Origin of the sequence: Streptomyces bathyalis, from assembly GCF_015910445.1 — a bacterium.
Taxonomy (GTDB): Bacteria; Actinomycetota; Actinomycetes; order Streptomycetales; family Streptomycetaceae; genus Streptomyces; species Streptomyces bathyalis.
Map to the genome: position 1 here is coordinate 1,240,379 of NZ_CP048882.1, position 13,072 is coordinate 1,253,450.

Below are 13,072 nucleotides of genomic sequence, written 5' to 3' on the forward strand. Positions count from 1 at the left end.
CAGTTACTCTCCGATCTGCTGTGTGAGGTCGCCGCCCTCGGCCAACAGGGTGCGTATGCGGGCCAACCCGGCTTGGGTGGGCTGCACCAGCGGCGGGCGGACGTGGGCGGAGGCGATGCGGCCTTGCTGGGCCAGCACCCACTTGGCCGGTGCGGGGTTGGTCTCCACGAAGAGGAGGTCGACCAGGGGGTGCAGCGCGTAGTGCAGGTCCCGTGCGGCCTCGAAGTCTCCGGCCTCCCACAGTTCGTACATCCGCGCCACCGCCTGCGGCGCGAGGTTCGCCACCGCGGAGACGAAGCCGGTGCCGCCGAGGGCGAGCAGGGGGAGGCCGAGCAGTTCGATGCCGGACCACACCAGCAACTCCCGGCCGCAGGCGTGCAGGACGCGCGAGAAGTGCTCGAAGTCCTTGGTGGTCTCCTTCACCCCGACGAAGTTGTCGAACTCGACGAACAGTCGCTTGACGGTGTCGGGGGCGATGTCGATCGCCGTGCGGGAGGGCACGTTGTAGGCGACGATCGGCAGGTCTGGAAACTTCCGCGCCACCGTCGCGTACCACTGGTAGAGCCCTTCCTGCGTGGGCCGCGCGTAATACGGGGTGATCACCAAGGCGGCATCTGCGCCCAATTCCTTTGCGGCCGCAGTGATTTCGAGGGTTTCCTCCAACGTGTGGGAGCCGGTACCCGGCAGGAACGGCACCCGGTCGCCGATCTCCTCCACCGCCGTGCGCATTCCCGCGATGCGTTCTTCCACCGACTGCGCCGAGGGCTCACCGGTCGAGCCACCGAGGGATATGCCGTGCGAGCCGGCTTCGAGCTGGAAGCGCACCAGGCCACGCAGGCTCTCGTGGTCGACGGCACCGGTGCCGGTGAAGGGAGTGACGATAGGGGCGATCGAGCCACGGATACCGGCCGGGTCGCTACGGAACTTCATGCGTCTGCTCCTTCTTCCTCGCACCACTTCTCGTACTGCTCACGCCAGGCGGGACCCAGGGGGTACAGCTCATCGACGCTCTCTCCGGCATGGACCTGCTCGGTGATGAAGCACTCCTGCCGTTCCTGCTCACGGCAGTCGGCGATCAACTCCTCGGCCAGATCCGGCGGTACGACCACGACGCCGTCCGCATCACCGACCAAGAGGTCGCCGGGCTGCACCAGCGCGCCCCCGCACGCGACAGGGATGCCGGTGTCCCACGGAACGTGCCGGCGCCCCAGTACCGAGGGATGGGCGCCGGCCGCGTAGACCGGCAGACCCAGCTCCGCGATGGCGGCGCTGTCGCGGACAGCGCCGTCGGTGACGACCCCGGCCGCACCCCGCTTCTGTGCCCGCAGGGCGAGAATGTCGCCCAGCGTGCCGGCGGTGGCATCCTGGCGGGCGTCCATCACCAGCACATGGCCCGGCTGGATCTCCTCGATCGCGCGCTTCTGCGCGTTGAACCCGTTGCCGTGCCGCTTGAACAGGTCCTCCCGCAGCGGCAGATACCGCAGCGTGTGCGCCACGCCCACCATTTCCTGGCCCGGCCGGCTCGGGCGTACTCCGTCGATCGACATGTGCGGCAGCCCCCGCTTGCGCAACTGCGCGCTCAAGGTGGCCACTGCCACGGATCGCAGTCCCTCCGCCAGCCGGGGATCGAGTGCCGGTTCCGGCATCCACGCGGACCCCCATGCGGCGGCGCGTTCTGCTACGTCCACCCGGGGCATCGCCCCGAACGGTTCCAAGACCGGCCCCTCAGCCACCGGGTTGCGCAGCCGCCCGGTGGACAGCTCTCCGGCAGTGACCTCGACCTCGACCACGTCGCCGGGCCGCACCACCGACGCCCCGGCCGGCGTTCCGGTCAAGATCACATCGCCCGGCTCCAGGGTCACCAGCCGCGACAGGTCCGCGATCAACTCGTTGAAGGGAAACAGCAGTTGACCGGTCGTGTCGTCCTGCGCCAGCTCACCGTTGACCCAGGTACGCAACCGCAGCCCAGCCGGATCCAATTCCTGGGCGTCCAGCAGCCGGGGCCCGAGAGGTGTGAACCCGTCGGCACCCTTTGAGCGCAGATTCGAGCCCCGGTCGGCATACCTCAGGTCGTACACGCCTGCATCGTTCGCAGCCGTCACCCACCGCACATGCGACCACGCCTCACCGGGCGGGACTCGCTGCGCGCGTGAGCCGATCACAAGAGCGATCTCGCCCTCGAAACCCAGCAGTTCGCACCCGGCCGGCCGCTCCAGTGCTTCCTTCGTACCCGCCAGCGACGACGGCGGTTTCAGGAAGTACGAGGGCTGCGAAGGCGCCCTCCCCCGCTCACGCGCCCGGCTCGGATAGTTCAGATGCACCGCGATCACCTTCGACGGCGCTGTCCCGAGTGGATGTGTCATGTCGGCGGCCCCGTTCAGTCGCGGTCGAGGAAGGCCTGGACGCGGGCCTTGTACGGTTCGCGGTCGTACGACTTGACGTAGGCGCCGGCCATCCGCACCGGATCGCCGAAGAAGTAGTACTCATACAGCGCCTGGCGGCTGGAGAACGCGGAGATGCACGTGTCCCAGACCAGCCTGAAGAGCTTGACCCGCTCGGGACCGGTCAGGGTCGCCGACTGCAGGTAGGCCTCGATGTCGGCCGCGGCGGGACCGGTGACGTCGAGTTCGGTCGGGGTCGCCATCAGGCCGGACGCGCCGAGCTTGCGCAGGATCTGCGGAAAGCGCTGGTAGAGCTTGGGGTAGAGGTTGCGCGCCGCATTGAGCGGCGCGAACGCCGGGGTCAGCACGCCGAATTCGTTGATCTCTGCGTCCGCCTCCGCCGCGCGCAGGAACGCTCGCAGCGTCTCCAGCGTTGCGATGATCTCCGCGATGTCCTCCTGTACGTGCTGGAACTGCTCAAGGCCGATGGCCTCGGTCAGCAGGGAGACCAGCCCGAGGATGTACTCGGTCTTGGCCGAGGTGCGTGTGACGACCTGATGGGTCATGTGCACCTGGGAGGAGGTCCGGGAGTAGAAGCCGTTGCACAGTTCGGGGTCGCCGAGCACGAAGCAGCGCTCGTACGGGACGTGGACGTCGTCGAAGACGACGACGCAGTCGGACTCCTCGAAGCGCGAGCCGAGCGGGTGGTCGTGGCGCGGCCGGTCGTAGTCCAGCGGCTCGCGGGCGATGTAGCGCAGGCCCTTGGTGTCGTTGGGGATGGCGAAGGCGTAGCTGTACGGCTTGTCCTCGGGGGTGCCGCGCAGCACGGTCGAGGGGAAGACGAGCATCTCGTCGGCGAACGGGGCGATCGTGGCAAGCATGCGGGCGCCGCGGATGACGACTCCGTTGTCGTCCTCGTCGACGATCCTGGCCGACAGCTTGCCGCCGCCCTGTTCCGTACCGGAGACGGAGCGGTTGACCTGCGGCGGGATGAGGGTGTGGGTGCACAGCAGGTCCTCTTCGCGGACCTTCTCGTAATAGCGGCGGATGTTCTCGCCGAACTCGGGCCGGGACTCGGCGAACCAGTCGGCGGCCGAAGCCAGCGCCATCAGGGAGCTGTTCATGTAGTCGCCGGTGCGGCCCAGCATGCCGTTGCTGTGGTCGGCCCAGATCTTGAACGCCTTGCGCCGCTTGACCAGGTCCTCGGGGGCCTTCGGGGTGAGGAAGGAGGTGTTGACCCGTTCGCCGGAAGTGGGGGAAGTGTAGGTGAGGACTTCCTTGTGCTCGTCGGCGTGCTGGAGGTCGTACAGCTCCGCATACGTACGGACCACGTTGCGGAACGCGGGATGGTCCTGGACGCCTCCGGTGAGGGTCTCGCCCTGGATGTGCACGGTGGGGCGGGAGGCGGACAGCCGCTCCAGATATTCCTTGCCGGTGCGCGCGGCCATGTTCCTGCTCCTTGCTGTGCGGTGTGGGGGTTCGGTAGGGCTCAGATGAGGTGTTCGATGCCGTCGGTGGATTGGACCGTGGTGCCGAAGCGGCTCCAGGCGTAGGTGAGGGCGTCCCCGTCGCGGTGTCCGAGATCGGTGACGCGTCCGACGACGAGGGTGTGGTCGCCGCAGTTGTAGGAGCGCCAGGGCTCGCACTCGAACCAGGCGAGCGGGTTGTGCAGTCGCGGGATGCGGGCGTCGGGAACCCAGCTCGGTTCGGCGATACCGCGGGAACCGGCGAACAGGCGGGCCAGCGGCTCCTGTTCGGCGCCGAGGACGTTCACGCAGAACGGGCGGCCGATCAACTGGTCGTGGCATCGGGCCCGTCGGGCCACGCTGATGAGCACCAGAGGGGGATCGGCGGAGACCGACGTGAAGGAGTTCATCGTGGCACCGCGCGGGTCACCGTCTCCGTCGGGATCGCCGTCGGTGTAGGTCACGACGGTGACGCCGGTGGCGAAGCGGGCCATGCAGGCTCGAAGCGCGCCGGGGCCGGGCGGTGGTGGGGCGTGGTCGGCAACGCCCTCCCGTACGGGGACGGGTGGAGGGGACTTGAGGGACATGCGCGAACTCACCTGCTCGGAACGGGTGTTGGCGGGTCGTTTGAGAGGCGCTGACAGAACCGGTGCGTACGGGGCGCCCCCGGCGGGCGGGCCGGGGCCGCCCCGTACAGGGGGTGGGTTCGGGGTGTCGGAAGGGATGGTGTCGGGGTGGACCGCTGCTCCCCGGGGTGCCGGAAAGAACCGCGGCAAGTGGATCGAAGCAAACGATCAAAGCTTTGATTAATTTGAACGGTAACGACGGCCCACCGACGCTGTAAACCCCTCTGCGGCTCTCACGGCGAAACTCGCCGCAGCCGTCCGCCACGTCTTGTCAGGTCTCAAAGGCTCGCTTAACGTGTGCGCTCGCGGTCGCCGAGTCCGGGTGCGGACTCCGCGCCGCCGGCCGATCCGTGGGCGGACGGCTCGGCTCCTTGTCCCGCATTCACCGTTCAAGGAGCCTCACATGGTGCGTACTCCCGCACGCTCATCCACCTCCGCGGCCTCCTCGGCCGCGCCCCCCACAGCGCGCCCGAGTCCTTCCGGCATACGTCGCGTCGCCGCGGCCAGCTTCGTCGGGACCGCGGTCGAGTGGTACGACTACTTCATCTACGGCACGGCCGCGGCTCTGGTCTTCGGTCCGCAGTTCTTCCCGCAGCTCTCCGAGACCGCAGGCACACTCGCCTCGTTCGCGACCTACTCGATCGGCTTCGTCGCGCGCCCGTTCGGCGGCGTGGTCATGGGCCACTTCGGCGACCGGATCGGCCGCCGCGCGATGCTCGTGCTCTCCCTCACTGTGATGGGCCTGGCCACCACGGGCATCGGGCTGCTGCCCACCTACGACACCATCGGCGTCTGGGCGCCGGCGCTGCTGGTCCTGCTCCGCTTCGTGCAGGGGCTCGCCGTTGGCGGCGAGTGGGGCGGCGCCGTCCTGATGGCCGTCGAACACGCCCCGTCCGGCAGGAAGGGCTTCTACGGCAGCTTCCCGCAGATGGGTGTGCCCGGCGGCCTCATCCTCGCCAACCTCGTCTTCCTCGCCACCTCGCACGGGCTGGGCAGTAACGCCTTCGCCGACTGGGGCTGGCGTGTGCCGTTCCTCGCAAGCTTCGTGCTCGTCGTGGTCGGGCTGGTCATCCGGCTGGGGACAGCGGAGAGTCCCGAATTCCAGGCAGTGCGCGAAGAGCCCGTACACGAACAGGCGGAAGGGGAGGCGGAGACCGCAGAGTCCGAGGAGCCCGTGCGGCTGCCGGTTCTCGAGGTGCTGCGCCACCAGTGGCGGGACGTGGTTCTCGCCGGCGGAACCTTCATCGGCAACAACGCACTCGGCTACATCTTCATGGCGTACACGCTCTCTTACGGGAGCACCACGCTCGGCCTCGACCGCGAGCTCATGCTCGTCCTTGTGTTGATCGCCGCCGCCGTCTGGCTGCTGACCACGGCCTGGTCGGCGGCGCTCTCGGACCGGTTCGGCCGCCGCCGGGTGTTCGTCGCCGGATCGGTCGGGCTGCTGGCCTGGGCGGCGGCCTTCTTCCCCGTCATCGACCTCGCGTCCACCGCGTCCATGCTGACCGGACTCGTGGTGATGGCGGTCGTGCTGGGCTTCACGTACGGGCCCCAAGCGGCGCTCTTCGCCGAGCTCTTCCCCGTCCGCCTCCGCTACAGCGGCAGTTCGCTCGGCTACCAGCTCGGCGCGATCCTCGGCGGCGGCATCGCCCCGACCGTCGCGACGGCCCTGTACGGCATCGACAAGGCGACCTGGCCCATCACGCTCTACCTCGTCCTCGTCGCTGCCTTCAGCCTCGTCTGTGTCCTGCTGCTGATGCGTCGTCCGAGCGCGGGAGCGGGCACCGCGGCCGCGAAAACGGCGGGCCACCTAGACTCCGCCATGTGACCCAGGACCAGCCGGACCAGCACGATCAGCCCGACAACGAGCAGCTCCACTTCTGGTCGTTCGTCGACCACGCCATCTCGCGCACCACCGGTGAGCTGCCGGAAGTGGATCCGCTCGCGATGCGGCTCGTGCTCAGCCTGCACCGCGTCGCGAACATGCTCGTCTACGACCTGGAGTCCACCGTCCACCGCCCACGCGGCTGGTCCTGGCCCGGCTTCCGCGTCCTGTTCGTCGTCTGGCTCACGGGACCCGTCGAAGGGAAGAAGGTCGCAGAGCTGTCCGGAATGAGCCGCGCCGCTGTGTCCGCCCTCGTCAACACCCTTGAACGGGACGGCCTCCTCACAAAGGAGCGCTCCTCACAGGATGGGCGTGCGGTCAACCTCAGCCTGACGCACAAGGGGCGGGAGGCCATCACCGACGCCTTCCGCGCCCACAACGCCCGCGAACAGGACTGGGCGGGAACCCTCAGCACCGGCGAGCAGGAGACCCTGATCGCGCTGCTGGAGAAACTGACCGCTCAGTCCATCCACTTCGAGGCCCGGCGACGGACCTAGGTGTTCTCTCCCTGGAAGGAAGTTCCAGGGAAGGAAGTTCGCGCGGGGAACCAGGCGGTCATGTGTGCTGCCCGGCATCGTGTCCCCTGATCAGCTGGTCGCCGTCACTGCCGCGCGCGCGGCGGTGAGGATCTCCTCGGAGAGTGGCGAGCCCTTGGTGGCCCGGGCCAGGACGAGTGCGCCGACCATGGTGCACAGCCGGGTGACGCCGTCCTGGTCCCCGGTGGCGAGCCACTCGGCGAAGTCACCGACTCCCTCCGTGTAGACGCGACGGGCCTGGCGATCCCCTGGCTCGCGCGCCATGTCCGTGGCCAGTGCGGCGGCGGGGCACCCGTCTGCCGCACTGTCGCGGTGCTCGATGGAGAGGTAGGTGTCGATCAGCGCCTGCTGGGCGGCCTCGCGCTGTCCGGCGTGCTGCTCGAGTCCGTCATTGCGGAGCCGGGTGAGTTCGTCGAACGCGTGGGCGGTGGCTTCGTCGATGAGCGCCTCCTTGGAGGCGAACTGCTTGTAGAAGCCGCCGTGCGTCAGGCCGGACGCCTTCATGAGGTCGGCGACGCTGACGTGGGTGCCCTGCTTCCGGAACAGCCGGGAGGAGGTTTCCACGATCCGCCGGCGGTTCTCCTTCGCTTGCGCCTGCGATACGCGGCCCATCAGCCACCTCCCGATTGGATGTCGATTGGCATCTATCCTAGCCCAGGGTTTAGATTGTCATCGTAATCTAAACTGCCGGGCCGCTCAGCGGCGCCGGCAAGGCCGGGAGTAGGCATGGAACTCAAGGACACGGTCGCAGTGGTCACCGGCGCCAATCGTGGGCTCGGGTGGCATCTGGCCACTCAGCTCGTGGAGCGCGGAGCGAAGGTGTACGCGGCGGCCCGCCGCCCGGAAACGGTGGACCTCCCGGAGGTCACCCCGCTGCGGCTGGACGTGACTGACGAGGAATCGATCCGGACCGCGGCCCGCACCGCATCGGACGCGACGCTTCTGGTGAACAACGCGGGCATCTCCACTGCCACGCCGCTGATCGCGGGCGACCTGGACGCGGTGCGCCTGGAGATGGAGACGAACTTCTTCGGTCCGCTCGCCGTGACGCGAGCTTTCACCCCCGTCATCGAGGGCAACGGCGGCGGCGCCGTACTCAACGTCCTGTCCGTCCTGTCCTGGCTGCACCCCGCGGGCCTGGGGTCCTACGCCGCGGCCAAGGCCGCGGCCTGGGCACTGACCGACGCGGCGCGCGAGGAACTGGCACCCCGCGGCATCACCGTCTCTGCGCTGCACGTCGGATACATGGACACCGACATGGCCGCGAGCGTTCCCGCCGATCAGAAGGCCGACCCCGCCGATGTCGCCGCACAAGCCCTGTACGGCATCGAGACGGGCCAACCGGAGATCCTCGCCGACGAGGCGACCCGGTACGTCAAGCGGAGCCTGGCTGATTCGCCGAATGCGGCGTGAGGCACGCCGGGTCGGACGAGGCCCTGAACGGCATCCAGGGAGGCGACTTCAGCCGCATCGTTCCCCGGCCGCGCGGTGGCCTGACACCCGAAGGTATTGCCGCTGGTTCCCGGTAGCGACGCCGCTCTTGAGGCCTGCGGCAACTGCCGCGCGAGAACCCAGAATGCACAAAGATCCCGTCCCCGCGCGGACGAGAAACGGAGACGATGATGAAGACCTTCATGATCGAGCGGTACGGCGACAAGGACGGGGTGCGTGCCGGCGAGATGCCCGACCCGCAGGTGGGTGCCGACGACGTCCTGGTGCGCATCCACGCGGCGAGCGTCAACCCGCTGGATCTCAAGCTCCGCGACGGGGAGTTCAAGGCGGTCCTGCCGTACCGTCTCCCGCTCGTCCTGGGCAACGACCTCGCCGGGGTGGTGGTCCAGGTGGGACCGGCCGTCACACGGTTCGCGGTGGGCGATGAGGTCTACGCCCGGCCCGACAAGGACCGCATCGGCACGTTCGCCGAACTCATCGCCGTCCACCAGGACGACGTGGCGATCAAACCGGCCAAGCTCACCATGGAGGAGGCCGCCTCCCTTCCCCTGGTCGCCCTGACCTCGTGGCAGGTGCTGGTCGAACGGGCACAGCTGCAGCCGGGCCAGAAGGTCCTCATCCACGCGGGCTCCGGCGGCGTCGGCACCATCGCCATCCAGCTGGCCAAGCAGCTGGGCGCGCACGTGGCCACCACCGCGGGCACGGCCAACATCGACCTGGTGAAGGAGCTCGGCGCGGACGTCGCCGTCGACTACAAGCAGCAGACTTTCGAGACGGAACTCGACGGCTACGACGTCGTCCTGGACACCCTCGGCGGCGAGACGCTGGAGAAGTCCCTGCGCGTACTCAAGCCGGGCGGGAAGGTCATCAGCCTCGCAGGCCCTCCCGACACAGCTTTCGCCCGCGAGTTGGGCGCGAACGCGATCCTCCGGCTGGCGATGAGCGCGCTGAGCTTCAGGACCCGGCGCCGCGCCAAGCACCGCAACGTGACGTACTCGTTCCTGTTCATGAAGGCAAGCGGCGACCAGCTGCGCGAACTCACGCCGCTCATCGACGCCGGGAAGATCCGCCCCGTCCTCGACCGTGTCTTCCCGTTCGAGGAGACCCGGGAAGCCCTGCAGTACGTCGAGAAGGGCCGCGCGAAGGCAGGCAAGGTCGTCGTCGCAATGACGTGAGGGCAGACCCGCGCCGTGGGGGTGCGGGACTTACTCGTTGCCCAAGGAGGTCTTCACCGGTGCCCACGACGGGCGCCCAGTTGTTCAGACTCCGTCACGTCAGCGCATCCGGGCGCCAGGGCCCGGCATGGCGGTCGCCTCGGATGGGGTCAGCTCGGTGTGCCCCTCGGTGCACTCGACAACCACCCTCACAGGGGCGCCGCACTCGTCGTGCCGAAGGTCGAGAACCGGCTCTGACGAGTCGTCACCGTAGACCTCTCCCCACTGCTTCAACGCCACGAGGACGGGCCACAGGTCCCACCCCTTGCGGGTCACGCGGTATTCGTTGCGGGATCGGCTGCCGGGCTCCTGGTAGGGCACGGTCTTCAAGATGCCGGCGGCGGTCAGCTTCCGGAGCCGGTTGCTGAGGATCGCCTCCGACAGACCGATGTGGCGGCGGAAGTCGTCGAAGCGGCGGACTCCGTTGCAGGCGTCGCGCAGGATCAGCAGCGTCCATTTCTCTCCGACCACACCCAGCGAGATCTGAACCGGACAGTTCTCGGTGCTCGCCTCAAGCCACTCCATCCCGGCAGCGTACCGCCTGACTTCAAGATTGACAGTCAGGGGGCAGGAGGCTAGCTTCCCCTGGAGAGCCAGACCGGGAGGAGCAAGATCGTGGGACGGACACGCACATACGACTGGGGGGACCCGGCACTCACCGCAGCTGCCGCCGGGCGCACCTCCGGGCTGGACTTCCTACGTGAGCTGCAGGCCGGCGTCCTGCCCACGGCCCCGGTGGGCGCCACACTGGGCTTCACACTGCAGGAGGTGGAGAAGGGGCGCGTGGTGTTCTCACTGACACCAGGAGAAGAGCACTACAACCCCATCGGCAGCATGCACGGCGGGGTCTATGCCACGCTGCTCGACTCGGCAGCAGGCTGCGCCGTCCAGTCGACGCTGCCACAGGGCACGGCGTACACATCACTGGACCTGACAGTGAAGTTCCTTCGGCGGGTCACCCTGGACACGGGCACGGTCCGCGCCATCGGCACTGTCATCAACAGCGGAGGCCAGACCGCCCTTGCCCAGGCCCAGTTGGTCGATGCGGCGGACCGCCTACTCGCCCACGCCACCAGCACCTGCATGCTGTTCCCGCTACCCACTGACGACGAGCCTGGCAGTCGACGGCGTCAGCCGGCTCCGTTGAGCTGAACTGCCGCCTCGTGGGCAGCGCCCGCTGCACAGCAGACCTCTCGGGCCGGCATGGCCAGGACGCTATTCCGCGGCCTCGTCCTCAATGCCGCGGACCAGGTCGATGGCCCGGCCCAGGGTGGCGAGGCGCGCCTCAAGGGTCTCTCCGGCGGGGTAGAGCCGGACGGTGTCGATGCCGGCGTTGTGCCATACGCGCAGCCGTTCGCGGACCATGCCCTCGGTTCCGATCAGCGTGGTTGCCAGCACCATCTCGTCGGTGATCAGGCCTGCCGCGCCGTCCCGGTCCCCGGCCTGCCAGCGGGTCCGGACCTCGGCCGCCACGTCGGCCCATCCCTGGCGGCTATAGGCGTTGTTGTAGAAGTTTGTGGTCGCGGAGCCCATGCCGCCGAGGCTGAAGGCCAACTCCTTCTTGCGTCCAGCGATCATCGCGCGCAGCGCGTTCTCGTCCTCGGCGAAGGCGACCTCTGCACCCTGGCAGATGTCGAGGTCGGAGCGGGTGCGTCCGGCGGCGGCCAGCCCTCGGTCCAAGTGGTCGAAGTACGCGTTCTTGGCGCCCTCAGGCACGAAACTGGTACCCAGCCAACCGTCGGCGATCTCACCGGTCAGGAGCAGCATCTTCGGTGAGAGCGTCGCCAGGTATACGGGAATGTCGTACTCAGCTCGCATCGACAGCCGCATCGGCTTCGCCTCACCCGGCAGCGGGATCTGGAACTCCCGCCCGGAATAGGAGATCTTGTCGCCGAGTGTGGCCTGCCGCACGATCGCTACGGTCTCGCGCATCCGGGACAGCGGCCGGTCGAAGGGCACGCCGTGCAGCCCTTCGATCACCTGCGGTCCAGAGGGGCCCAGGCCGAGGAGGAAGCGACCCTGGGAAATCTGCGACAACGTGATCGCGGCGCGGGCGATGGCCATCGGAGTGCGAGTGCCGAGCTGGATGATTCCGGATCCGAGAAGCATGCGCTCGGTCTTCGCCGCGAGGTAGCCCAACGGGGAGGGTGCCTCGGAGCCCCACGCCTCCGCCACCCAACAGATGTCCAGGCCGAGCTTCTCCGCCTCGGTGACGTAGTCGACCAGCTCCCGCCAGTTGCCTCCGGAGGCTTCGATCGTGGTGGCCGTACGCATCACGGACTTTCCTCACCTGTGGTGCGGGCCCTCTCGGCAAGGTTCTTGATCGCTCCGAGAGTGGCGGTCATGTTTGCCTCGAACTCCCGCATGCGCACAAAGACGATCTTCTGCTCCTTGTCCGGCATGCGATCGATGGCGATGGAGAGGCCCGAGCGAGCAGGCCCCATCTGCATCCACTCCCGCAGCAACGTGCCGCCGTCGTACGGCTCCAGGACGAAGCGCCAGATCGCCGTCGGGTGCTGAGGATCCTCGACCGCCCAGGCGAACACTCTCGGCTGCTCGTACTCGACGATGTGGGACGTGGTGGCCCACTCCCCCAACGCTTCATGCTTGCTCCGGCCGATGAACCGGGCTCCCAGAGCGGGGCCGCTCACGCCCTCCAGCCATTCCACCGACTGCAACTCGGAACTGAAACGTGGCATCAGCTCGATGTCGGACACCAACGTCCACACCTGTGCCGGCGGGGCGGCGATCCAGGTGCAGACCTCCACCGTTGGCCTGTCCGCATAGCGCGCGCCCGTCCACTCCACCATCCTGCGGCCTCCTGTCCATCCGAGGCACCAAAATCAAGGCACTCACCAGTAAAGTTGCGTAGATAGACTCACTTGTCAAGGGCGGACGCGTCCACACGGAGCTCCTGAGCTAGTCCGCGAAGCGCTCCTGCACATCCGGCCTCTGGGCCAGGTGCGGTGGATAGCCGGGGCCCAACCGGGGGCGGGTGTTCTCCGATGTCATCGGCTCGCCGCAGGCGGCGCACACCACCTCGGCATGACTCTCCTGCCCGCACGTCTCGTGATGCATGGCCACAGGCGGGCCCGCTTCACCGGCCAGCCAGCGATCCCCCCACCGGTTCATCACCAGCAGCACGCCGTAGAAGTCGCGCCCCTTGGCGCTGAGCACGTAGTCGTAGCGGACCGGATCCGTCTGGTAAGGCTGCTTCTCCAGCAGGCCTTCCTTCACCAGCCGCCGCAGCCGGTCCGTCAGTGTGTTGCGGGCGATCCCCAGCGCCTCCTGGAACGCATCGAACCTCCGGATGCCGTAGAACGCCTCGCGCAGGACCAACGGCGTCCACCAGTCCCCGAGCAGATCCATGGTCCGCGCGATCGAGCAGGGCCACTGCGCAAAGGATGTCCGCCTCATGACAGCCAGCATAGGTTCGTCCTGTCATGAGACCCAGCAGGTACAGCGAGTTCCATGTAGCCCAGCCCGTCGGGCGGAGCAGGTCGGCCCATCCG

Annotated in this window: 14 protein-coding genes; 5 read left to right on the forward strand and 9 right to left on the reverse strand. The window is 68.2% G+C overall.

Features of this window, described 5'->3' with window-relative positions; genetic code table 11:
* Nucleotides 1–3: 3 nt before the first annotated feature.
* From dapA to G4Z16_RS05475, 4 genes are read right to left on the reverse strand one after another with little or no spacing between them, the layout of a single operon-like run.
* Nucleotides 4–930 carry a 4-hydroxy-tetrahydrodipicolinate synthase gene (dapA, locus tag G4Z16_RS05460; protein WP_197349459.1) on the reverse strand — a complete coding sequence of 309 codons (927 nt, stop codon included), beginning with the start codon at nt 928–930 and terminating at the stop codon, nt 4–6.
* Nucleotides 927–2,363 carry a fumarylacetoacetate hydrolase family protein gene (locus tag G4Z16_RS05465; protein ID WP_197349460.1) on the reverse strand — a complete coding sequence of 479 codons (1,437 nt, stop codon included), beginning with the start codon at nt 2,361–2,363 and terminating at the stop codon, nt 927–929. Before G4Z16_RS05465 ends, dapA begins: the two co-directional genes overlap by 4 nt.
* 14 nt (nt 2,364–2,377) lie before the next feature.
* A complete protein-coding gene (gene hpaB, locus G4Z16_RS05470) occupies nt 2,378–3,829 on the reverse strand; it encodes a 4-hydroxyphenylacetate 3-monooxygenase, oxygenase component (RefSeq protein ID WP_197349461.1) in 1,452 nt (483 codons plus the stop codon).
* A 41-nt stretch (nt 3,830–3,870) separates the two neighbouring features.
* The gene (locus G4Z16_RS05475) at nt 3,871–4,434 is read right to left on the reverse strand and encodes a flavin reductase family protein (RefSeq protein WP_197349462.1); all 564 of its coding nucleotides are present in this window, start codon (nt 4,432–4,434) and stop codon (nt 3,871–3,873) included.
* A 442-nt stretch (nt 4,435–4,876) separates the two neighbouring features.
* On the opposite strand from G4Z16_RS05475, the gene G4Z16_RS05480 reads away from it, so the two are divergent.
* The gene (locus G4Z16_RS05480; protein ID WP_197349463.1) at nt 4,877–6,301 is read left to right on the forward strand and encodes an MFS transporter; all 1,425 of its coding nucleotides are present in this window, start codon (nt 4,877–4,879) and stop codon (nt 6,299–6,301) included.
* Nucleotides 6,298–6,855, forward strand: a complete 558-nt coding sequence (locus tag G4Z16_RS05485) for a MarR family winged helix-turn-helix transcriptional regulator (RefSeq protein WP_197349464.1) — start codon at nt 6,298–6,300, stop codon at nt 6,853–6,855. Before G4Z16_RS05480 ends, G4Z16_RS05485 begins: the two co-directional genes overlap by 4 nt.
* Before the next feature lie 90 nt (nt 6,856–6,945).
* Here G4Z16_RS05485 and G4Z16_RS05490 read toward each other — a convergent pair whose 3' ends face one another.
* Nucleotides 6,946–7,506 carry a TetR/AcrR family transcriptional regulator gene (locus G4Z16_RS05490; protein WP_197349465.1) on the reverse strand — a complete coding sequence of 187 codons (561 nt, stop codon included), beginning with the start codon at nt 7,504–7,506 and terminating at the stop codon, nt 6,946–6,948.
* 114 nt (nt 7,507–7,620) lie between these two features.
* Between G4Z16_RS05490 and G4Z16_RS05495 the strand changes: the two genes are divergently transcribed.
* Both G4Z16_RS05495 and G4Z16_RS05500 read left to right on the forward strand, forming a co-directional pair.
* Nucleotides 7,621–8,307, forward strand: a complete 687-nt coding sequence (locus G4Z16_RS05495; RefSeq protein WP_197349466.1) for an SDR family oxidoreductase — start codon at nt 7,621–7,623, stop codon at nt 8,305–8,307.
* Nucleotides 8,308–8,516: 209 nt separating this feature from the next.
* Nucleotides 8,517–9,521 carry an NADP-dependent oxidoreductase gene (locus tag G4Z16_RS05500; RefSeq protein WP_197349467.1) on the forward strand — a complete coding sequence of 335 codons (1,005 nt, stop codon included), beginning with the start codon at nt 8,517–8,519 and terminating at the stop codon, nt 9,519–9,521.
* Between the two features lie 99 nt (nt 9,522–9,620).
* On the opposite strand, the gene G4Z16_RS05505 is transcribed toward G4Z16_RS05500, so the two are convergent.
* Complete coding sequence (locus G4Z16_RS05505) at nt 9,621–10,085, reverse strand: winged helix-turn-helix transcriptional regulator (protein WP_197349468.1); 465 nt, start codon at nt 10,083–10,085, stop codon at nt 9,621–9,623.
* Nucleotides 10,086–10,175: 90 nt separating this feature from the next.
* Here G4Z16_RS05505 and G4Z16_RS05510 point away from each other — a divergent pair, with 90 nt between their 5' ends.
* Nucleotides 10,176–10,712 carry a PaaI family thioesterase gene (locus G4Z16_RS05510; RefSeq protein ID WP_197349469.1) on the forward strand — a complete coding sequence of 179 codons (537 nt, stop codon included), beginning with the start codon at nt 10,176–10,178 and terminating at the stop codon, nt 10,710–10,712.
* 63 nt (nt 10,713–10,775) lie between these two features.
* On the opposite strand, the gene G4Z16_RS05515 is transcribed toward G4Z16_RS05510, so the two are convergent.
* From G4Z16_RS05515 to G4Z16_RS05525, 3 genes are all read right to left on the reverse strand, one after another.
* Nucleotides 10,776–11,834, reverse strand: coding sequence for an LLM class flavin-dependent oxidoreductase (locus tag G4Z16_RS05515; RefSeq protein ID WP_197349470.1), 1,059 nt, complete (start codon nt 11,832–11,834; stop codon nt 10,776–10,778).
* Entirely contained in the window at nt 11,834–12,367 is a 534-nt protein-coding gene (locus tag G4Z16_RS05520; RefSeq protein WP_197354182.1) for an SRPBCC family protein, read from the reverse strand. The genes G4Z16_RS05515 and G4Z16_RS05520 overlap by 1 nt, the downstream gene beginning before the upstream one ends.
* A gap of 112 nt (nt 12,368–12,479) precedes the next feature.
* Entirely contained in the window at nt 12,480–12,977 is a 498-nt protein-coding gene (locus tag G4Z16_RS05525; protein ID WP_197349471.1) for a winged helix-turn-helix transcriptional regulator, read from the reverse strand.
* Nucleotides 12,978–13,072 lie beyond the last annotated feature (95 nt).

Coding starts and splice junctions, on each gene's coding strand:
- dapA (WP_197349459.1), bottom strand. CDS start 930: ATGAAGTTCCGTAGCGACCCGGCCGGTATCCGTGGCTCGATCGCCCCT.
- G4Z16_RS05465 (WP_197349460.1), bottom strand. CDS start 2,363: ATGACACATCCACTCGGGACAGCGCCGTCGAAGGTGATCGCGGTGCAT.
- hpaB (WP_197349461.1), bottom strand. CDS start 3,829: ATGGCCGCGCGCACCGGCAAGGAATATCTGGAGCGGCTGTCCGCCTCC.
- G4Z16_RS05475 (WP_197349462.1), bottom strand. CDS start 4,434: ATGTCCCTCAAGTCCCCTCCACCCGTCCCCGTACGGGAGGGCGTTGCC.
- G4Z16_RS05480 (WP_197349463.1), top strand. CDS start 4,877: ATGGTGCGTACTCCCGCACGCTCATCCACCTCCGCGGCCTCCTCGGCC.
- G4Z16_RS05490 (WP_197349465.1), bottom strand. CDS start 7,506: ATGGGCCGCGTATCGCAGGCGCAAGCGAAGGAGAACCGCCGGCGGATC.
- G4Z16_RS05495 (WP_197349466.1), top strand. CDS start 7,621: ATGGAACTCAAGGACACGGTCGCAGTGGTCACCGGCGCCAATCGTGGG.
- G4Z16_RS05500 (WP_197349467.1), top strand. CDS start 8,517: ATGAAGACCTTCATGATCGAGCGGTACGGCGACAAGGACGGGGTGCGT.
- G4Z16_RS05505 (WP_197349468.1), bottom strand. CDS start 10,085: ATGGAGTGGCTTGAGGCGAGCACCGAGAACTGTCCGGTTCAGATCTCG.
- G4Z16_RS05515 (WP_197349470.1), bottom strand. CDS start 11,834: ATGCGTACGGCCACCACGATCGAAGCCTCCGGAGGCAACTGGCGGGAG.
- G4Z16_RS05525 (WP_197349471.1), bottom strand. CDS start 12,977: ATGAGGCGGACATCCTTTGCGCAGTGGCCCTGCTCGATCGCGCGGACC.